The following is an 18,027-nucleotide window of genomic DNA, read 5'->3' as shown; positions in this document are numbered from 1 at the left end:
GTTTCTCTTGGATTTCTCGTTATCCCCCCCCAGGGCAAAAACCCCGTTAGGTATAGACTCTCTCACCGCCCTCCTCCGCGCCAAACCTGCCGACCGCCGCCGCCAGGTGGAAGAGCTCGCCCTCGGCCTCGCTAAGGAGTTCAAGGATCCTGGCAGCGTCCGCTTCTACGCCTGGGTCCTCTGGAACGCCCTCAGGGCCGAAATCTACGGCATGTGGGAAGGAGCCCTGGCCCTCGTGGCGTGGGCCATCAACCGGGTCCGCGAGGCCCTGGCCGCCTCCCTCATGAGCTCCCGCAAGGAGGGCATCCGCAGACCCGGTGCCCTCCTGGCCCACCTCCTCAACCAGCAGGGCCTCCTCCCCCTCCTCCGCCAGGCTCCCCAGTGGCGGGTGGCCTAGGCGGTCTCAGGGCCTTCCGCCACTTCTGGAGGAGGGGCTCCCGTGGCCAGGCTGTAGCGGTTCATTAGGGGCCAAGGGCCCCCAAGAGGACCAGGGGGTCCAGGTCGATCCCCCCGGGCCAGGCCGCCGTGCCCGTCTCCGGGTCGACCCCCACCTGGTGGAAGAAGGCAGGGTCCTTGAGCCTTTCCAGGATCCCGAGGAGGGGCAAGCCGCTCAGGTCAACCACCCCTTCCCTCCCGTCGGAGAAGCGGAGCCAGAGGGAGAGGCCCTCCAGGGGGCAGACCTCCACCACTTCGGGCCACACCCTCCCCCTCACCCCCTGAGCACCCGCTTGTACCACACCTTCAGGGCCTCCAGGTCCCCGCTGACCACCGCCCTGCTCCCGTCGGGGTAGAAGCGCACCTCGTAGCGCCGGGGGAACTCGGGGAGGAGCCTTTCCACCTTCGGCCACCACTCGGGCACCGCCTGGGGCAGGAGGACCAGGTAGTAAGGCCCCGTCCCCGCGATCCCCATCAGCTGCCCCTTGCCCAGGGCCGGGGGCCTCCCCAGGTCCGGGGGGGCGGGGTCAGGGGGCTCCTCCGGGGCCCGCCACACCCGCACCGGGTCCCGGCGGGGGAGGGGCTTCCTCCCCTTGGGGGGCTGGGACGGCTTCTCCCGCCCCTTCTCCGGTATGGCCTTTCCCCCCGAGGGGGCCGGGGAGGGCCTGGGGGGCTCCTTGGCGGGAGGGGCCTCTTCTCCCCCCTCTTCCCGCTTGGCCCTTCCCTTCTCGGGCTCCAGGTAGGGGTTCTCCCGGCCCTGGATGGGGGGCGGGAGGGGCTGGCCCTCCTTCTTGGCCTGGAGGTACTTGCCCAAGGGCCAGGCCCTTTCCGCCAGGAGGTAGGGGCCGCCCAGCCTCCCCTCCACCCGGTAGGCCTTCTTGGGCTCCAGGCGGGCGGCGAAGCCCCGGGCCCGCTTGAGGCCCACTTTGAAGCCCTCGCCCCCCTTGGGGAGGATGAGGAGGACCAGCCTTTCCCGGTCGGCGTAGAGGAGGACCCCCTGGACCACGGCCTGGGGCCCCTCGTAGGGCTCCCTTAGGCGGCTGGCCACCTGGAGGGAGAGGATCCTTCCCCCCTCGTCGGTGCGGGGCCAGAGGGCGAAGACGCCCTCCCCCGCCTCCCCCTGGGGGTCCTTGAGGGCCTTGCCCCCCAGGGCCACCGGCACCCCCCGGGGGAGCCTCTCCGCGTGGAAGAGGCCCTCCCTCAGGACGCCGGGGAGGAAGAGGACCGCCTGGTGGGGCGGGTGCGGGGGGCGCTTCTCCCGCCGCTCCTCCCCCACGCCTTCCCTCGTCCCTTCCTCCCCCGCGGGGAGGGCTTCCTGGGCCTCCACGGGCTCCGCCATCCCTTCCATCCTAGGCCCCTACCGCCGCCAGAAGGCCCACCAGGGCCGCCGGGGCCTGGGGGCCTCCAGGGCCTTCAGGCTCTCCCGCAGGGCCTGGTTCTCTGCCCTCAGGGCGGCAAGCTCCCCCTCCACCCGCTCCAGGCGCTCCAGGAGGGCCCGGAGGAGGGCCAGGGCCTCCTCCCCAGAAGCTTGGGTGGCGAGGGGCGGGGGTGGGGGGAAGGCCCCTTCCGCCCCCGACGCCTCCTTGACCTGCAGGAGGGCTTCCCGCAGGGGGATGCCCTCCGCCTTGGCCCGCCCCCGGGCCTCCGCCAGGAGGCCCAGCACCCCCTCGGGCCAAAGCCGCCCCCCGCCCGCATCCCTGGGAAGGGGGTGCAGGACCTCCTCCACCAGGGCCGCCATGCGCCGCAGGGTGGCGGGGGAGACCCCCAGGATCCGGGCCGCCTGCCAGGGCGCGTAAAGGGTGGGGTCCACGGGGCCAGGATACCCCGCCTGACGGGGTGAGCGCTCGCCCAGCCATCCCTTCGATTGCCTGAACGCTCACCGCTCGGGAAAGGCGCTGAGCGCTGAGCGGGGGGGTGCTCACCCCCCTTTGCCCGGGCCAAAAGCCCTTTGGGGCCGGGCACACCTTCCCTAAAGGGCCCTCAACGCCCTTGTAAGGGGCCTAGAAGGCCGGGGGTCAGGTTCCCTAGGGGTTCCCCTTGCCCCCCTTCCCCCCGGGCCTTCTTGGGGCCTTAGAGCCCGGAAAACACCCCTTTCCCGAGGGGCAAGCGTAGGATGTCCTCCCGAGGTGAAGCCGTGGACCGGAACCTGGAGCGGGACACCGTGGAGCTCCTCCTGGAGACCCCCGAGCTGCCCCCGGAGAGGCGGGAGGCCCTGGCCCGGGAGCTGGAGGCGGTGGTGGCCCGGCACCTCCCGGGCCGGCCCTTGCGCCTCCTCTCCGGGGTGGACGAAAGGGGTCGGCGCTGGCTGCGCCTGGTGGTGCCCCTGGGTCCTGCGGGGCGGGGCTAGGCCGCCCGCCCCAAGGCCACCGGTCCCTCTGGGGTCAGGAGGCCTTCCACCCGACCCTCCCGGACCAGGGCATAGATCACAGGTCCTTCCGCCGCCTTCCCTTGGCCCAAGGCCCAGCCCAGGGCCTCGGGATCGTCCAGGAGAAGGACCACCAGGCGGTAGCTTTGGGGCAAGCGGGCCGTGATCTCAGGGTGGGCGTAGAGGAAGCGGGACACCTCTGCCCCCGCCTGCATGGCCCGCTTGGCGGCCTCCGGTAAGCTCACCATCCTTGCCTCCCCTGGGCCTTCGCGGCCCGATACGCCTCAATGTACTCCTCCAGGTGGGCCCGCAGGTCCTCCTGGGCCGCTTTCAGGGCCTCGGCGGGATCTGGGGGCAAGGGCAGGGCCTCGTGCTGGGCGATACGGTTCCGGTCTCGATGGGGCTTTCCCCCTGCGCTGTCGTACCGGGCCACCCAGACCCAGCCCTCCTCGGGGTCCTCCCACTCCAGCTGCACCCCCCAGTCCCCCATCCGAGTTCCCCGGCGGTAGAAGGTGGTGCGCAAGCGCACGGGGCCGTACTCCTCCAGGTACTCCTCCCGGTCGAAGCCCTTCATGGGTTCTACCCTACCCCCCGGTGCCGTGAGGCTTGGGTTTAGCCTTTATGCACCCCCGAGAGGGGCCTTCGTGGCCCCCTCCTTCTGCCGCCTTTATGCGCTCATTACCCGTCTAAAGCGCATAAACCCCGCAGGGTTTGTCCCTGCGGGGCCCCTTTCCATGCGCGAAAGGTGGCTTTCGGGAAGAGGTGGGGGATCCTACTCCCCGCCCCGCTGCTAGGGCACGTTGTAGTTGCCCCGCTCACGCCTGCGCGACGGCGAGCAGCCGCCGGCTGTCGAGCGTGAGTGGTCCGCCCTCGTCGCCCAGCAGCTCGACGCGGGCGAACCCGGCCCGCAGCAGCTCGTCCCGCAGCTCCACCGGCGTATACAGCCGCAGCCCGTACGCGAACCGGCGCACACGCCCGTCCCGGACGATGGTGCGGTCGGTCTGCACGCGCCCGGTGAGCGGTTCGTACCCGGTGCGGTCGATCATCAGGTCGTCGCCCCGGCGGACCACGTCGAAGCGCACCGGCTCGCCGGGCGGCAGGCTGCGCAGGATCCGGTCGCGGTGGACCGTCTCGATCAGCAGCCGGCCGCCGGGCCGCAGCACGCGCCGGAACTCCGCCAGCACGCGGCGGTTCTCCTCGTCGTCGAAGTAGCCGAAGGAGGTGAACCAGTTGACCACGGCGTCGAAGTCTCGCCCGAACGGCAGGGCCCGCATGTCGCCGTGGACCCACTCGACGCCGACGCCCGCGGCCGCCGCGGCCTGGCGGGCCCGCTCCAGGAACAGCGGGCTGGCGTCGAGGCCGGTCACGCGGCAGCCTCGGCGCGCCAGGCGCACGGCGATGCGGCCGTGCCCGCAAGGCACATCCAGCACATCCGCCCCCGGACCGAGGTCGAGGAGCCGGGCGATGAGCTCGGCCTCCTTCTCGTTGCGCTCGTCGTGCAAGAAGGTCTCGTAGAAGTACAGGTAATCCTCGTCGAACACGGCGTCCCAGTGTGCACCCGTCATCGGCCATCCCCCCGCGGCGCGGCACCGGCCCCGGTGCCGGAGCTTTGGCCAAACTATAGTGCACCGCCCGCCGTCCGGGAAGGACCGCCAGATGGATCGCTGGACAGCGGGCGCCCGCCGTGCTATGTTAACCCAAGTTGCTACCTATCCCGAGGCCTGAAAAAATAGTGGCCGCTATGCTGTCGCGCATCATAGCGGCCTTTTGCATTATAGACGATGCCCTCCAGGCCCTGGGCTACAAGGACGACCCCCAAGCCAAGACCCCAGCCTCCGCCATCCTGACCCTCGCCATCCTGGCCGCCATGGAACTGGGCGGCAAGCACAACAAGGCCCTGGCCCTCGCCAAAGACCTGCGCCTCTTTACCTACGTCCCCTCCCCAAGTCGCTTCAACCGCAGACTCCACGCCCTATACCCCTTCTTCCTCCCCCTTCGCAAGATAGCCCCTTCGGGGCTGACCCACCTCCTAGCCCAGGCCTGGAAAAACCTCCACCAGGCCCAGGCCTACGCCTTGGACACCTTCCCCCTCCCCGCCTGCGAGAATATCCGCGCCCCCCGCTCCCGCCTTTTCCCAGACAAGGCCTACCGCGGCTTCATCCCCAGCAAACGGGTCTACTTCCACGGCCCCAAGCTCCACCTCCTGGTGGACGACGGGAAGTTTATCCATGAAGTGAGCCTGACCCCGGGAAGCCTACATGATCTGAGCTCTTTGCTCCTTCTTCCCCTGGACCTTCCCGAGGGGGCGGAGCTCTACCTGGACCGGGGGTACGAAAGCCACTTCTATGGTCAGCCCGAAGGGCTACCTTGGAGACCTCCTCCGGGAGGCGGGGGGGATTGTGCCCATGGTCATCCGTAGAAGGAACAGCCGGCGGTATGTGCCTTGGTTGCAGTACCTGGCCATTGTGGGGCGGCTGCTTTCCCGTGAGGGAAACACCTAGGGGGTGGTGGAGACGGTGGGCAGTATGCTCCATGCCCTCTTCCCGCGGCGCATCCATGCGGTGACCCAGGAGGGTTTTGTGATCAAGGTGCTCTCCTTCATCTTGGCCCACAACCTAAATCTCTTGGCTCAACAAATGCTTGGGTAGCAACTTGGGTTAAGGTAATCGGGAAAAGTATTTCCTTCGGGGTTCATTACGCTTCCCCACCCCTCTCATTCCGTAATAGACCCCCCTCCAGTATGATTTCCCGGTGAAGCTTCACGACCGGGTGAGGAGCCGGTACACCCACTCCCGCCGGGCCTCCCGGTAAGCCTCCCGCTTCGAGGTGGCCTCCACGGTGTAGGGGCCTCCGGGGCCCTCGAAGGAGGCCACAAAACCCTCCGTGGGGTGGCGGGCCACGCTGGGGGCTCCGTGCCGGTCCCACCCCTCCGCCACCACGTCCGCCAGGAGGCGGGCCAGGGCCGCTGTGATCTCCTCCTCGGTCCAGGCGGGTTTGTCCGGGAGGTAGGGGCGCAGGAGGTCCCCAAGCCCCACCTCGTCCGTGAGGGGCCAATAAAGCGTCAAAAGCCGCCCCAGGGCGTGGATGGCATCTTGCTTTCTCATTCCCCCCTCCTCTGCTTGAGCCGCACCACCCGCCCCAGAAGTTCCGATATCTCCCCCTTGGTGAGCCCGAGGCCGGTGAGGGCCTTCCGCAGGCTCCTCCGCACCGCCTTGTCCCAGCGGTTGGCGGTGGCCGGGGGGAGGAAGCCCACCTTGGCGGCCTCCCGCACCTCCCGGGTGAGGGCGTTTGTTCTGCCCACGAGCCTGCGGGCCTCCGCCAGGACCAGGGGCTTGACCCGCTTCCGGTCGTGGGGCCAGCGGAAGCTCCCCACCAGGCGCTCCATCTCCCTCTGCCGCTCCCGCACCCAGGCGGGGGAGACCAGGAAGCGGGCCCTCTGGGTCTTGTCCCGCCGCATCCCGCCCCAGGTGAGGAGGAAAGGCCCCACCCGCAAGGGGCGCTGGGCCAGGTCCTGAAGCTCCAGGTTCCCCACCCTCGCCTCCCGGGAGAGGACCAGCCACCCTCCCTCGGGAAGAGGGAAGGCCCGCAGGCCCTCCCGCTCCCGGGGAGGCCTCTCCCCCGGGGGGAGGAGGAGGCCGTAGCGGTAGCGGTTCCCCGGGTGGGCCAAGGCTCGGTGCAGGGCCTTCCAGACCGGGCCTTGCCAGGGGTAAGGGGTGCGGCCCATGGGGGAGAGGGTAGCAAGGGGAGACTCCCGCCTTGTCCTTTCCCGTAGGGAAGGGGAAAGAAGACCTAAAAGGGGGGAGGGGAGGGGGGGGACGTAAAAAGGGTCGGATCAAGACCCTCCCCGCTATACCTACCTCGTGAGCCTGGCCCCCACCAGGTGCCCCTCCCCACCCGTCCCGCCTGGGCCGGGGAAAGCCGGATGCCCTAGTTGGGCCCGTCCGGTTTGGGGCGGGGGTGGTGCCGGAATCGAGGGCGACCCCGTGAAAGGCACCGTCCTATCGCCACGCATCTGGTGGTCGGTTCACACGGAAGGCGACCGTACGAGCCAGCCGTCGCCGTCGGAGGGGATGATCCCTGCACCACGAGGGGGTGGTGCGCCCGCCCATGGGTGCTCCGAGGGTGCCACAGGCCCGAGGGGTGCTGAGTCATGGGTCAAGTGTCGTGGCTGGACGCCGAAGGGGTACATGCCGAAACCCGGACGCTCCAGCTATACGGCTAGGGCGACACCGAAGAGCCCCCACACGGGGGCCTGCCCAAGGGGCCTGATGAGGGCTTCGAACCGAGGGACGAAGGAGGCTGAGCCGAGCTCCCCCTGCGTGAGGGTTTTCCGGCCCTTACCCACGCACCCTGAAGGGGATCCCGCCCATAGGCGGGGTAGGCAAGGCTTCTGGACCCGGTGGGCTAGGTGTCTGACAACGCGGTGGACGGGAATGGCGACCCTGCCGTGCCCACGGGCGGCAATGCCGCACCGGGGTGTGTCCTCCAGCCCTGAACCCATAGGGGCTGGTACGCCGATGGGAGCGTGGCGAACCCCATCGGTGGCCGCGGGAAAACGGTCTAGGAGGCGGGGAAACCCGCTCAACGAGGACCGGATAAGCGGGGATAACGGCAGGGACGGAGCGGGTGAGTACCGTGGAAGCCAGGGAAACCTGGTGGAGGGAAGACCCGTAGCGGTTTGGGTAGGCGTGTGGGGATTCCTGGTGCTTGGTGGGGGCCAGGCCACCGGGAGGTCCCCCGGAGTGGACCAACCACGGCCATCCCGAGGCCCTAAATCGGGGGCGTGTCCCGGCCACACGGGGACAGCCACGGCCGTCCCGAGGCCGAAAACCGGGGGTAGAGCCCACCACACGGGCAGCAGACACCGCCCTGGCGGGTTGCCGTGCGAAGGAGGAGGAAAAAAGACGAGGACGGAAGAACGCGAAGAGCATCGCTTGTAGCGACCTTGTGCCGATGCCTGCCAGAGGCTAACGGTGCGCCCTGTAAGGGGCGCTGTGGACACGGGATGTAGGGATAGGTGAGGAAGCCCCCCGGGAAACCCGGGGGGCTTTGCCTTTTGCCGTGTGGTGCGCCGCACTTTCTCCCTGCACCAGCGGTGCCGAAAGCCCGCGTCTGCACGGGGTGCGCGGGGGATCCCCTCTTGCCTTTGGGAAGGGGTCGGTATAATAGCCCCCAACGGGTAGACCGGGCCCCCCTGGGGCCCAAAGCGGCAGGGCCGCGCGAGGACCAAAAGCAGGCTACCCCTGAGGAGGGGGCAGAAACACAAGGTTTTTGCGGGAGTTCTCTTGTTCCTAAGCTACCCCCTCCCAGCGGGAAAGGCAAGAGGCACCCGTTAGGTGCGCGGGGAAATGGTGTCCCCGACGCGAAAAGAGGGAGGGGTTTATGACCCCGGAGGAAGTTAGAGGAAGCGGATATCAAAAACCAGAAGCTCAAGCAGGCATTTCGGCGGCGGGCCGGGCTTTCCTGGAGGCTTTGGCCCGCAGGAAGCGGGCGCGTGGGGAGGAGGTTCCCCCCATTTACCAGCAGCTTTTGGGCTTCTTCCCCGAGGCGCCCCTGACCCCTGAGGAGGTGCAGGAGCACCCCCAAGGGGCGGAGGCGGTGGCGGCTACCTTGCCCCCACCCCCTGCCCTGTCTTCCCTGCCGGAGGGGCCCATCCCCACCCGGGCGGAGCTGGCCCAATCCCCCCCTCCGCCGGAGGTGTTGCCCCAAAGCCCCCTGGCGGTGGCGGACCGGCTCCTGGCGAGGGGCGAGGCGGAGGGCACCCTGCCTCCCTTGAGCGAGCGGGCCCGCGAGGTCTACCGGACCCTCCTGGCCCTTGGGGTGGCGTGGCTGCGGCGGCTCCTTGGGGGCAAGCGGCCTCCCCGGAGCCTGAGCCAGCTGACCTTCTTTGTGCCTAACGACGCCCTGATAGCCGTCTTGGGGATCCCCTCGGCGAGCCTGTACCGGGCCTTGGGGGAGCTCACGGAGAAGGGGCTCATCACCCGGGCGGCCTGGCGGACGGCGGCCACCTTGCGGGGGAAGAGCGGGGTGTACGCGGCGGGGACCCTGTACGCGGTGCGCTTGCCGCACCGGACCCGGAGGCCCCGGTTGGACGCGGAGGACTTTGCCCACCCGTGGCGGGACCTGGAGGGGGATGTGGAGCGCGGGAGAACCGCGTGGCGAGCGTTGAGAGAGTCAAAAGAAAAACCCCTAAAGGGGGATGCTGAGGTGCTGGAGTTTCTCTTGGATTTCTCGTTATCCCCCCCCAGGCAAAAAACCCCGTTAGGTATAGACTCTCTCACCGCCCTCCTCCGCGCCAAACCTGCCGACCGCCGCCGCCAGGTGGAAGAGCTCGCCCTCGGCCTCGCTAAGGAGTTCAAGGATCCTGGCAGCGTCCGCTTCTACGCCTGGGTCCTCTGGAACGCCCTCAGGGCCGAAATCTACGGCATGTGGGAAGGAGCCCTGGCCCTCGTGGCGTGGGCCATCAACCGGGTCCGCGAGGCCCTGGCCGCCTCCCTCATGAGCTCCCGCAAGGAGGGCATCCGCAGACCCGGTGCCCTCCTGGCCCACCTCCTCAACCAGCAGGGCCTCCTCCCCCTCCTCCGCCAGGCTCCCCAGTGGCGGGTGGCCTAGGCGGTCTCAGGGCCTTCCGCCACTTCTGGAGGAGGGGCTCCCGTGGCCAGGCTGTAGCGGTTCATTAGGGGCCAAGGGCCCCCAAGAGGACCAGGGGGTCCAGGTCGATCCCCCCGGGCCAGGCCGCCGTGCCCGTCTCCGGGTCGACCCCCACCTGGTGGAAGAAGGCAGGGTCCTTGAGCCTTTCCAGGATCCCGAGGAGGGGCAAGCCGCTCAGGTCAACCACCCCTTCCCTCCCGTCGGAGAAGCGGAGCCAGAGGGAGAGGCCCTCCAGGGGGCAGACCTCCACCACTTCGGGCCACACCCTCCCCCTCACCCCCTGAGCACCCGCTTGTACCACACCTTCAGGGCCTCCAGGTCCCCGCTGACCACCGCCCTGCTCCCGTCGGGGTAGAAGCGCACCTCGTAGCGCCGGGGGAACTCGGGGAGGAGCCTTTCCACCTTCGGCCACCACTCGGGCACCGCCTGGGGCAGGAGGACCAGGTAGTAAGGCCCCGTCCCCGCGATCCCCATCAGCTGCCCCTTGCCCAGGGCCGGGGCCTCCCCAGGTCCGGGGGGGCGGGGTCAGGGGGCTCCTCCGGGGCCCGCCACACCCGCACCGGGTCCCGGCGGGGGAGGGGCTTCCTCCCCTTGGGGGGCTGGGACGGCTTCTCCCGCCCCTTCTCCGGTATGGCCTTTCCCCCCGAGGGGGCCGGGGAGGGCCTGGGGGGCTCCTTGGCGGGAGGGGCCTCTTCTCCCCCCTCTTCCCGCTTGGCCCTTCCCTTCTCGGGCTCCAGGTAGGGGTTCTCCCGGCCCTGGATGGGGGGCGGGAGGGGCTGGCCCTCCTTCTTGGCCTGGAGGTACTTGCCCAAGGGCCAGGCCCTTTCCGCCAGGAGGTAGGGGCCGCCCAGCCTCCCCTCCACCCGGTAGGCCTTCTTGGGCTCCAGGCGGGCGGCGAAGCCCCGGGCCCGCTTGAGGCCCACTTTGAAGCCCTCGCCCCCCTTGGGGAGGATGAGGAGGACCAGCCTTTCCCGGTCGGCGTAGAGGAGGACCCCCTGGACCACGGCCTGGGGCCCCTCGTAGGGCTCCCTTAGGCGGCTGGCCACCTGGAGGGAGAGGATCCTTCCCCCCTCGTCGGTGCGGGGCCAGAGGGCGAAGACGCCCTCCCCCGCCTCCCCCTGGGGGTCCTTGAGGGCCTTGCCCCCCAGGGCCACCGGCACCCCCCGGGGGAGCCTCTCCGCGTGGAAGAGGCCCTCCCTCAGGACGCCGGGGAGGAAGAGGACCGCCTGGTGGGGCGGGTGCGGGGGGCGCTTCTCCCGCCGCTCCTCCCCCACGCCTTCCCTCGTCCCTTCCTCCCCCGCGGGGAGGGCTTCCTGGGCCTCCACGGGCTCCGCCATCCCTTCCATCCTAGGCCCCTACCGCCGCCAGAAGGCCCACCAGGGCCGCCGGGGCCTGGGGGCCTCCAGGGCCTTCAGGCTCTCCCGCAGGGCCTGGTTCTCTGCCCTCAGGGCGGCAAGCTCCCCCTCCACCCGCTCCAGGCGCTCCAGGAGGGCCCGGAGGAGGGCCAGGGCCTCCTCCCCAGAAGCTTGGGTGGCGAGGGGCGGGGGTGGGGGGAAGGCCCCTTCCGCCCCCGACGCCTCCTTGACCTGCAGGAGGGCTTCCCGCAGGGGGATGCCCTCCGCCTTGGCCCGCCCCCGGGCCTCCGCCAGGAGGCCCAGCACCCCCTCGGGCCAAAGCCGCCCCCCGCCCGCATCCCTGGGAAGGGGGTGCAGGACCTCCTCCACCAGGGCCGCCATGCGCCGCAGGGTGGCGGGGGAGACCCCCAGGATCCGGGCCGCCTGCCAGGGCGCGTAAAGGGTGGGGTCCACGGGGCCAGGATACCCCGCCTGACGGGGTGAGCGCTCGCCCAGCCATCCCTTCGATTGCCTGAACGCTCACCGCTCGGGAAAGGCGCTGAGCGCTGAGCGGGGGGGTGCTCACCCCCCTTTGCCCGGGCCAAAAGCCCTTTGGGGCCGGGCACACCTTCCCTAAAGGGCCCTCAACGCCCTTGTAAGGGGCCTAGAAGGCCGGGGGTCAGGTTCCCTAGGGGTTCCCCTTGCCCCCCTTCCCCCCGGGCCTTCTTGGGGCCTTAGAGCCCGGAAAACACCCCTTTCCCGAGGGGCAAGCGTAGGATGTCCTCCCGAGGTGAAGCCGTGGACCGGAACCTGGAGCGGGACACCGTGGAGCTCCTCCTGGAGACCCCCGAGCTGCCCCCGGAGAGGCGGGAGGCCCTGGCCCGGGAGCTGGAGGCGGTGGTGGCCCGGCACCTCCCGGGCCGGCCCTTGCGCCTCCTCTCCGGGGTGGACGAAAGGGGTCGGCGCTGGCTGCGCCTGGTGGTGCCCCTGGGTCCTGCGGGGCGGGGCTAGGCCGCCCGCCCCAAGGCCACCGGTCCCTCTGGGGTCAGGAGGCCTTCCACCCGACCCTCCCGGACCAGGGCATAGATCACAGGTCCTTCCGCCGCCTTCCCTTGGCCCAAGGCCCAGCCCAGGGCCTCGGGATCGTCCAGGAGAAGGACCACCAGGCGGTAGCTTTGGGGCAAGCGGGCCGTGATCTCAGGGTGGGCGTAGAGGAAGCGGGACACCTCTGCCCCCGCCTGCATGGCCCGCTTGGCGGCCTCCGGTAAGCTCACCATCCTTGCCTCCCCTGGGCCTTCGCGGCCCGATACGCCTCAATGTACTCCTCCAGGTGGGCCCGCAGGTCCTCCTGGGCCGCTTTCAGGGCCTCGGCGGGATCTGGGGGCAAGGGCAGGGCCTCGTGCTGGGCGATACGGTTCCGGTCTCGATGGGGCTTTCCCCCTGCGCTGTCGTACCGGGCCACCCAGACCCAGCCCTCCTCGGGGTCCTCCCACTCCAGCTGCACCCCCCAGTCCCCCATCCGAGTTCCCCGGCGGTAGAAGGTGGTGCGCAAGCGCACGGGGCCGTACTCCTCCAGGTACTCCTCCCGGTCGAAGCCCTTCATGGGTTCTACCCTACCCCCCGGTGCCGTGAGGCTTGGGTTTAGCCTTTATGCACCCCCGAGAGGGGCCTTCGTGGCCCCCTCCTTCTGCCGCCTTTATGCGCTCATTACCCGTCTAAAGCGCATAAACCCCGCAGGGTTTGTCCCTGCGGGGCCCCTTTCCATGCGCGAAAGGTGGCTTTCGGGAAGAGGTGGGGGATCCTACTCCCCGCCCCGCTGCTAGGGCACGTTGTAGTTGCCCCGCTCACGCCTGCGCGACGGCGAGCAGCCGCCGGCTGTCGAGCGTGAGTGGTCCGCCCTCGTCGCCCAGCAGCTCGACGCGGGCGAACCCGGCCCGCAGCAGCTCGTCCCGCAGCTCCACCGGCGTATACAGCCGCAGCCCGTACGCGAACCGGCGCACACGCCCGTCCCGGACGATGGTGCGGTCGGTCTGCACGCGCCCGGTGAGCGGTTCGTACCCGGTGCGGTCGATCATCAGGTCGTCGCCCCGGCGGACCACGTCGAAGCGCACCGGCTCGCCGGGCGGCAGGCTGCGCAGGATCCGGTCGCGGTGGACCGTCTCGATCAGCAGCCGGCCGCCGGGCCGCAGCACGCGCCGGAACTCCGCCAGCACGCGGCGGTTCTCCTCGTCGTCGAAGTAGCCGAAGGAGGTGAACCAGTTGACCACGGCGTCGAAGTCTCGCCCGAACGGCAGGGCCCGCATGTCGCCGTGGACCCACTCGACGCCGACGCCCGCGGCCGCCGCGGCCTGGCGGGCCCGCTCCAGGAACAGCGGGCTGGCGTCGAGGCCGGTCACGCGGCAGCCTCGGCGCGCCAGGCGCACGGCGATGCGGCCGTGCCCGCAAGGCACATCCAGCACATCCGCCCCCGGACCGAGGTCGAGGAGCCGGGCGATGAGCTCGGCCTCCTTCTCGTTGCGCTCGTCGTGCAAGAAGGTCTCGTAGAAGTACAGGTAATCCTCGTCGAACACGGCGTCCCAGTGTGCACCCGTCATCGGCCATCCCCCCGCGGCGCGGCACCGGCCCCGGTGCCGGAGCTTTGGCCAAACTATAGTGCACCGCCCGCCGTCCGGGAAGGACCGCCAGATGGATCGCTGGACAGCGGGCGCCCGCCGTGCTATGTTAACCCAAGTTGCTACCTATCCCGAGGCCTGAAAAAATAGTGGCCGCTATGCTGTCGCGCATCATAGCGGCCTTTTGCATTATAGACGATGCCCTCCAGGCCCTGGGCTACAAGGACGACCCCCAAGCCAAGACCCCAGCCTCCGCCATCCTGACCCTCGCCATCCTGGCCGCCATGGAACTGGGCGGCAAGCACAACAAGGCCCTGGCCCTCGCCAAAGACCTGCGCCTCTTTACCTACGTCCCCTCCCCAAGTCGCTTCAACCGCAGACTCCACGCCCTATACCCCTTCTTCCTCCCCCTTCGCAAGATAGCCCCTTCGGGGCTGACCCACCTCCTAGCCCAGGCCTGGAAAAACCTCCACCAGGCCCAGGCCTACGCCTTGGACACCTTCCCCCTCCCCGCCTGCGAGAATATCCGCGCCCCCCGCTCCCGCCTTTTCCCAGACAAGGCCTACCGCGGCTTCATCCCCAGCAAACGGGTCTACTTCCACGGCCCCAAGCTCCACCTCCTGGTGGACGACGGGAAGTTTATCCATGAAGTGAGCCTGACCCCGGGAAGCCTACATGATCTGAGCTCTTTGCTCCTTCTTCCCCTGGACCTTCCCGAGGGGGCGGAGCTCTACCTGGACCGGGGGTACGAAAGCCACTTCTATGGTCAGCCCGAAGGGCTACCTTGGAGACCTCCTCCGGGAGGCGGGGGGGATTGTGCCCATGGTCATCCGTAGAAGGAACAGCCGGCGGTATGTGCCTTGGTTGCAGTACCTGGCCATTGTGGGGCGGCTGCTTTCCCGTGAGGGAAACACCTAGGGGGTGGTGGAGACGGTGGGCAGTATGCTCCATGCCCTCTTCCCGCGGCGCATCCATGCGGTGACCCAGGAGGGTTTTGTGATCAAGGTGCTCTCCTTCATCTTGGCCCACAACCTAAATCTCTTGGCTCAACAAATGCTTGGGTAGCAACTTGGGTTAAGGTAATCGGGAAAAGTATTTCCTTCGGGGTTCATTACGCTTCCCCACCCCTCTCATTCCGTAATAGACCCCCCTCCAGTATGATTTCCCGGTGAAGCTTCACGACCGGGTGAGGAGCCGGTACACCCACTCCCGCCGGGCCTCCCGGTAAGCCTCCCGCTTCGAGGTGGCCTCCACGGTGTAGGGGCCTCCGGGGCCCTCGAAGGAGGCCACAAAACCCTCCGTGGGGTGGCGGGCCACGCTGGGGGCTCCGTGCCGGTCCCACCCCTCCGCCACCACGTCCGCCAGGAGGCGGGCCAGGGCCGCTGTGATCTCCTCCTCGGTCCAGGCGGGTTTGTCCGGGAGGTAGGGGCGCAGGAGGTCCCCAAGCCCCACCTCGTCCGTGAGGGGCCAATAAAGCGTCAAAAGCCGCCCCAGGGCGTGGATGGCATCTTGCTTTCTCATTCCCCCCTCCTCTGCTTGAGCCGCACCACCCGCCCCAGAAGTTCCGATATCTCCCCCTTGGTGAGCCCGAGGCCGGTGAGGGCCTTCCGCAGGCTCCTCCGCACCGCCTTGTCCCAGCGGTTGGCGGTGGCCGGGGGGAGGAAGCCCACCTTGGCGGCCTCCCGCACCTCCCGGGTGAGGGCGTTTGTTCTGCCCACGAGCCTGCGGGCCTCCGCCAGGACCAGGGGCTTGACCCGCTTCCGGTCGTGGGGCCAGCGGAAGCTCCCCACCAGGCGCTCCATCTCCCTCTGCCGCTCCCGCACCCAGGCGGGGGAGACCAGGAAGCGGGCCCTCTGGGTCTTGTCCCGCCGCATCCCGCCCCAGGTGAGGAGGAAAGGCCCCACCCGCAAGGGGCGCTGGGCCAGGTCCTGAAGCTCCAGGTTCCCCACCCTCGCCTCCCGGGAGAGGACCAGCCACCCTCCCTCGGGAAGAGGGAAGGCCCGCAGGCCCTCCCGCTCCCGGGGAGGCCTCTCCCCCGGGGGGAGGAGGAGGCCGTAGCGGTAGCGGTTCCCCGGGTGGGCCAAGGCTCGGTGCAGGGCCTTCCAGACCGGGCCTTGCCAGGGGTAAGGGGTGCGGCCCATGGGGGAGAGGGTAGCAAGGGGAGACTCCCGCCTTGTCCTTTCCCGTAGGGAAGGGGAAAGAAGACCTAAAAGGGGGAGGGGAGGGGGGGACGTAAAAAGGGTCGGATCAAGACCCTCCCCGCTATACCTACCTCGTGAGCCTGGCCCCCACCAGGTGCCCCTCCCCACCCGTCCCGCCTGGGCCGGGGAAAGCCGGATGCCCTAGTTGGGCCCGTCCGGTTTGGGGCGGGGGTGGTGCCGGAATCGAGGGCGACCCCGTGAAAGGCACCGTCCTATCGCCACGCATCTGGTGGTCGGTTCACACGGAAGGCGACCGTACGAGCCAGCCGTCGCCGTCGGAGGGGATGATCCCTGCACCACGAGGGGGTGGTGCGCCCGCCCATGGGTGCTCCGAGGGTGCCACAGGCCCGAGGGGTGCTGAGTCATGGGTCAAGTGTCGTGGCTGGACGCCGAAGGGGTACATGCCGAAACCCGGACGCTCCAGCTATACGGCTAGGGCGACACCGAAGAGCCCCCACACGGGGGCCTGCCCAAGGGGCCTGATGAGGGCTTCGAACCGAGGGACGAAGGAGGCTGAGCCGAGCTCCCCCTGCGTGAGGGTTTTCCGGCCCTTACCCACGCACCCTGAAGGGGATCCCGCCCATAGGCGGGGTAGGCAAGGCTTCTGGACCCGGTGGGCTAGGTGTCTGACAACGCGGTGGACGGGAATGGCGACCCTGCCGTGCCCACGGGCGGCAATGCCGCACCGGGGTGTGTCCTCCAGCCCTGAACCCATAGGGGCTGGTACGCCGATGGGAGCGTGGCGAACCCCATCGGTGGCCGCGGGAAAACGGTCTAGGAGGCGGGGAAACCCGCTCAACGAGGACCGGATAAGCGGGGATAACGGCAGGGACGGAGCGGGTGAGTACCGTGGAAGCCAGGGAAACCTGGTGGAGGGAAGACCCGTAGCGGTTTGGGTAGGCGTGTGGGGATTCCTGGTGCTTGGTGGGGGCCAGGCCACCGGGAGGTCCCCCGGAGTGGACCAACCACGGCCATCCCGAGGCCCTAAATCGGGGGCGTGTCCCGGCCACACGGGGACAGCCACGGCCGTCCCGAGGCCGAAAACCGGGGGTAGAGCCCACCACACGGGCAGCAGACACCGCCCTGGCGGGTTGCCGTGCGAAGGAGGAGGAAAAAAGACGAGGACGGAAGAACGCGAAGAGCATCGCTTGTAGCGACCTTGTGCCGATGCCTGCCAGAGGCTAACGGTGCGCCCTGTAAGGGGCGCTGTGGACACGGGATGTAGGGATAGGTGAGGAAGCCCCCCGGGAAACCCGGGGGGCTTTGCCTTTTGCCGTGTGGTGCGCCGCACTTTCTCCCTGCACCAGCGGTGCCGAAAGCCCGCGTCTGCACGGGGTGCGCGGGGGATCCCCTCTTGCCTTTGGGAAGGGGTCGGTATAATAGCCCCCAACGGGTAGACCGGGCCCCCCTGGGGCCCAAAGCGGCAGGGCCGCGCGAGGACCAAAAGCAGGCTACCCCTGAGGAGGGGGCAGAAACACAAGGTTTTTGCGGGAGTTCTCTTGTTCCTAAGCTACCCCCTCCCAGCGGGAAAGGCAAGAGGCACCCGTTAGGTGCGCGGGGAAATGGTGTCCCCGACGCGAAAAGAGGGAGGGGTTTATGACCCCGGAGGAAGTTAGAGGAAGCGGATATCAAAAACCAGAAGCTCAAGCAGGCATTTCGGCGGCGGGCCGGGCTTTCCTGGAGGCTTTGGCCCGCAGGAAGCGGGCGCGTGGGGAGGAGGTTCCCCCCATTTACCAGCAGCTTTTGGGCTTCTTCCCCGAGGCGCCCCTGACCCCTGAGGAGGTGCAGGAGCACCCCCAAGGGGCGGAGGCGGTGGCGGCTACCTTGCCCCCACCCCCTGCCCTGTCTTCCCTGCCGGAGGGGCCCATCCCCACCCGGGCGGAGCTGGCCCAATCCCCCCCTCCGCCGGAGGTGTTGCCCCAAAGCCCCCTGGCGGTGGCGGACCGGCTCCTGGCGAGGGGCGAGGCGGAGGGCACCCTGCCTCCCTTGAGCGAGCGGGCCCGCGAGGTCTACCGGACCCTCCTGGCCCTTGGGGTGGCGTGGCTGCGGCGGCTCCTTGGGGGCAAGCGGCCTCCCCGGAGCCTGAGCCAGCTGACCTTCTTTGTGCCTAACGACGCCCTGATAGCCGTCTTGGGGATCCCCTCGGCGAGCCTGTACCGGGCCTTGGGGGAGCTCACGGAGAAGGGGCTCATCACCCGGGCGGCCTGGCGGACGGCGGCCACCTTGCGGGGGAAGAGCGGGGTGTACGCGGCGGGGACCCTGTACGCGGTGCGCTTGCCGCACCGGACCCGGAGGCCCCGGTTGGACGCGGAGGACTTTGCCCACCCGTGGCGGGACCTGGAGGGGGATGTGGAGCGCGGGAGAACCGCGTGGCGAGCGTTGAGAGAGTCAAAAGAAAAACCCCTAAAGGGGGATGCTGAGGTGCTGGA

21 protein-coding genes and 3 pseudogenes are annotated in these 18,027 nt (G+C 69.4%); 7 read left to right on the top strand and 17 right to left on the bottom strand.

Features of this window, described 5'->3' with window-relative positions; all coding sequences use genetic code 11:
* Positions 1-397 (top strand): annotated as a pseudogene (locus BS74_RS00310) (hypothetical protein); the annotation flags it as partial.
* A gap of 64 nt (positions 398-461) precedes the next feature.
* On the opposite strand, the gene BS74_RS00305 reads toward BS74_RS00310, so the two are convergent.
* Genes BS74_RS00305 through BS74_RS00295 form a run of 3 tightly spaced genes read right to left on the bottom strand, consistent with a single transcriptional unit; the run spans position 462 to position 2,245 of the window.
* Positions 462-701, bottom strand: coding sequence for a DUF2442 domain-containing protein (locus BS74_RS00305; RefSeq protein WP_231623781.1), 240 nt, complete (start codon positions 699-701; stop codon positions 462-464).
* An 8-nt stretch (positions 702-709) separates the two neighbouring features.
* Complete coding sequence (locus BS74_RS12890) at positions 710-1,783, bottom strand: hypothetical protein (protein WP_224065649.1); 1,074 nt, start codon at positions 1,781-1,783, stop codon at positions 710-712.
* Positions 1,784-1,792: 9 nt separating this feature from the next.
* Positions 1,793-2,245 (bottom strand): MerR family transcriptional regulator, encoded by a 453-nt coding sequence (locus tag BS74_RS00295; protein ID WP_003049650.1) that lies wholly within the window; start codon positions 2,243-2,245, stop codon positions 1,793-1,795.
* 324 nt (positions 2,246-2,569) lie between these two features.
* Here BS74_RS00295 and BS74_RS00290 point away from each other — a divergent pair, with 324 nt between their 5' ends.
* Positions 2,570-2,782 (top strand): hypothetical protein, encoded by a 213-nt coding sequence (locus tag BS74_RS00290; RefSeq protein ID WP_223972149.1) that lies wholly within the window; start codon positions 2,570-2,572, stop codon positions 2,780-2,782.
* On the opposite strand, the gene BS74_RS00285 is transcribed toward BS74_RS00290, so the two are convergent.
* The 3 genes from BS74_RS00285 to BS74_RS00275 all read right to left on the bottom strand — a co-directional run bounded on the left by BS74_RS00285 (position 2,779) and on the right by BS74_RS00275 (position 4,341).
* A complete protein-coding gene (locus tag BS74_RS00285) occupies positions 2,779-3,048 on the bottom strand; it encodes a DUF5647 family protein (protein ID WP_038055007.1) in 270 nt (89 codons plus the stop codon). The genes BS74_RS00290 and BS74_RS00285 overlap by 4 nt on opposite strands.
* Entirely contained in the window at positions 3,042-3,374 is a 333-nt protein-coding gene (locus BS74_RS00280; RefSeq protein WP_176758230.1) for a DUF7718 family protein, read from the bottom strand. Before BS74_RS00280 ends, BS74_RS00285 begins: the two co-directional genes overlap by 7 nt.
* Positions 3,375-3,615: 241 nt before the next feature.
* Positions 3,616-4,341: a class I SAM-dependent methyltransferase gene (locus tag BS74_RS00275; protein ID WP_169335130.1), complete on the bottom strand. Its 726-nt coding sequence runs from the start codon at positions 4,339-4,341 to the stop codon at positions 3,616-3,618.
* 200 nt (positions 4,342-4,541) lie between these two features.
* Between BS74_RS00275 and BS74_RS00270 the strand changes: the two are divergent.
* A pseudogene (locus BS74_RS00270) lies at positions 4,542-5,448 on the top strand (transposase).
* A 111-nt stretch (positions 5,449-5,559) separates the two neighbouring features.
* On the opposite strand, the gene BS74_RS11550 reads toward BS74_RS00270, so the two are convergent.
* Together BS74_RS11550 and BS74_RS12885 are read right to left on the bottom strand one after the other, a co-directional pair.
* Positions 5,560-5,904: a hypothetical protein gene (locus BS74_RS11550; protein WP_081914534.1), complete on the bottom strand. Its 345-nt coding sequence runs from the start codon at positions 5,902-5,904 to the stop codon at positions 5,560-5,562.
* The gene (locus BS74_RS12885; protein ID WP_038055006.1) at positions 5,901-6,524 is read right to left on the bottom strand and encodes a hypothetical protein; all 624 of its coding nucleotides are present in this window, start codon (positions 6,522-6,524) and stop codon (positions 5,901-5,903) included. Before BS74_RS12885 ends, BS74_RS11550 begins: the two co-directional genes overlap by 4 nt.
* A gap of 1,748 nt (positions 6,525-8,272) precedes the next feature.
* Between BS74_RS12885 and BS74_RS00255 the strand changes: the two genes are divergently transcribed.
* Positions 8,273-9,412 (top strand): hypothetical protein, encoded by a 1,140-nt coding sequence (locus BS74_RS00255; protein WP_224065648.1) that lies wholly within the window; start codon positions 8,273-8,275, stop codon positions 9,410-9,412.
* Between the two features lie 64 nt (positions 9,413-9,476).
* On the opposite strand, the gene BS74_RS00250 is transcribed toward BS74_RS00255, so the two are convergent.
* From BS74_RS00250 to BS74_RS00240, 4 genes are read right to left on the bottom strand one after another with little or no spacing between them, the layout of a single operon-like run.
* Positions 9,477-9,716, bottom strand: coding sequence for a DUF2442 domain-containing protein (locus BS74_RS00250; RefSeq protein ID WP_231623781.1), 240 nt, complete (start codon positions 9,714-9,716; stop codon positions 9,477-9,479).
* An 8-nt stretch (positions 9,717-9,724) separates the two neighbouring features.
* Complete coding sequence (locus tag BS74_RS12020; protein ID WP_126170917.1) at positions 9,725-9,925, bottom strand: hypothetical protein; 201 nt, start codon at positions 9,923-9,925, stop codon at positions 9,725-9,727.
* The gene (locus BS74_RS12880) at positions 9,925-10,797 is read right to left on the bottom strand and encodes a hypothetical protein (protein WP_219228094.1); all 873 of its coding nucleotides are present in this window, start codon (positions 10,795-10,797) and stop codon (positions 9,925-9,927) included. Before BS74_RS12880 ends, BS74_RS12020 begins: the two co-directional genes overlap by 1 nt.
* A gap of 9 nt (positions 10,798-10,806) precedes the next feature.
* The gene (locus tag BS74_RS00240; protein ID WP_003049650.1) at positions 10,807-11,259 is read right to left on the bottom strand and encodes a MerR family transcriptional regulator; all 453 of its coding nucleotides are present in this window, start codon (positions 11,257-11,259) and stop codon (positions 10,807-10,809) included.
* 324 nt (positions 11,260-11,583) lie between these two features.
* On the opposite strand from BS74_RS00240, the gene BS74_RS00235 reads away from it, so the two are divergent.
* A complete protein-coding gene (locus BS74_RS00235; protein WP_223972149.1) occupies positions 11,584-11,796 on the top strand; it encodes a hypothetical protein in 213 nt (70 codons plus the stop codon).
* Here the strand turns inward: BS74_RS00235 and BS74_RS00230 are convergent.
* From BS74_RS00230 to BS74_RS00220, 3 genes are all read right to left on the bottom strand, one after another.
* A complete protein-coding gene (locus tag BS74_RS00230; protein WP_038055007.1) occupies positions 11,793-12,062 on the bottom strand; it encodes a DUF5647 family protein in 270 nt (89 codons plus the stop codon). The genes BS74_RS00235 and BS74_RS00230 overlap by 4 nt on opposite strands.
* Positions 12,056-12,388, bottom strand: coding sequence for a DUF7718 family protein (locus BS74_RS00225; RefSeq protein ID WP_176758230.1), 333 nt, complete (start codon positions 12,386-12,388; stop codon positions 12,056-12,058). The genes BS74_RS00230 and BS74_RS00225 overlap by 7 nt, the downstream gene beginning before the upstream one ends.
* Before the next feature lie 241 nt (positions 12,389-12,629).
* A complete protein-coding gene (locus BS74_RS00220; RefSeq protein WP_169335130.1) occupies positions 12,630-13,355 on the bottom strand; it encodes a class I SAM-dependent methyltransferase in 726 nt (241 codons plus the stop codon).
* A 200-nt stretch (positions 13,356-13,555) separates the two neighbouring features.
* Here BS74_RS00220 and BS74_RS00215 point away from each other — a divergent pair.
* Positions 13,556-14,462: pseudogene (locus tag BS74_RS00215) on the top strand (transposase).
* A 111-nt stretch (positions 14,463-14,573) separates the two neighbouring features.
* On the opposite strand, the gene BS74_RS11545 reads toward BS74_RS00215, so the two are convergent.
* The gene (locus BS74_RS11545; protein ID WP_081914534.1) at positions 14,574-14,918 is read right to left on the bottom strand and encodes a hypothetical protein; all 345 of its coding nucleotides are present in this window, start codon (positions 14,916-14,918) and stop codon (positions 14,574-14,576) included.
* Entirely contained in the window at positions 14,915-15,538 is a 624-nt protein-coding gene (locus BS74_RS12875; protein WP_038055006.1) for a hypothetical protein, read from the bottom strand. Before BS74_RS12875 ends, BS74_RS11545 begins: the two co-directional genes overlap by 4 nt.
* A gap of 1,746 nt (positions 15,539-17,284) precedes the next feature.
* Between BS74_RS12875 and BS74_RS00200 the strand changes: the two genes are divergently transcribed.
* Positions 17,285-18,027, top strand: a 743-nt coding sequence (locus BS74_RS00200) for a hypothetical protein (protein WP_245606054.1), incomplete at its 3' end; no start/stop codon positions are given.

Origin of the sequence: Thermus amyloliquefaciens (assembly GCF_000744885.1) — a bacterium.
Taxonomy (GTDB): domain Bacteria; phylum Deinococcota; class Deinococci; order Deinococcales; family Thermaceae; genus Thermus; species Thermus amyloliquefaciens.
Note: the sequence above shows the minus strand (reverse complement) of the source record. Positions and strands in the feature narration are given on the sequence as shown.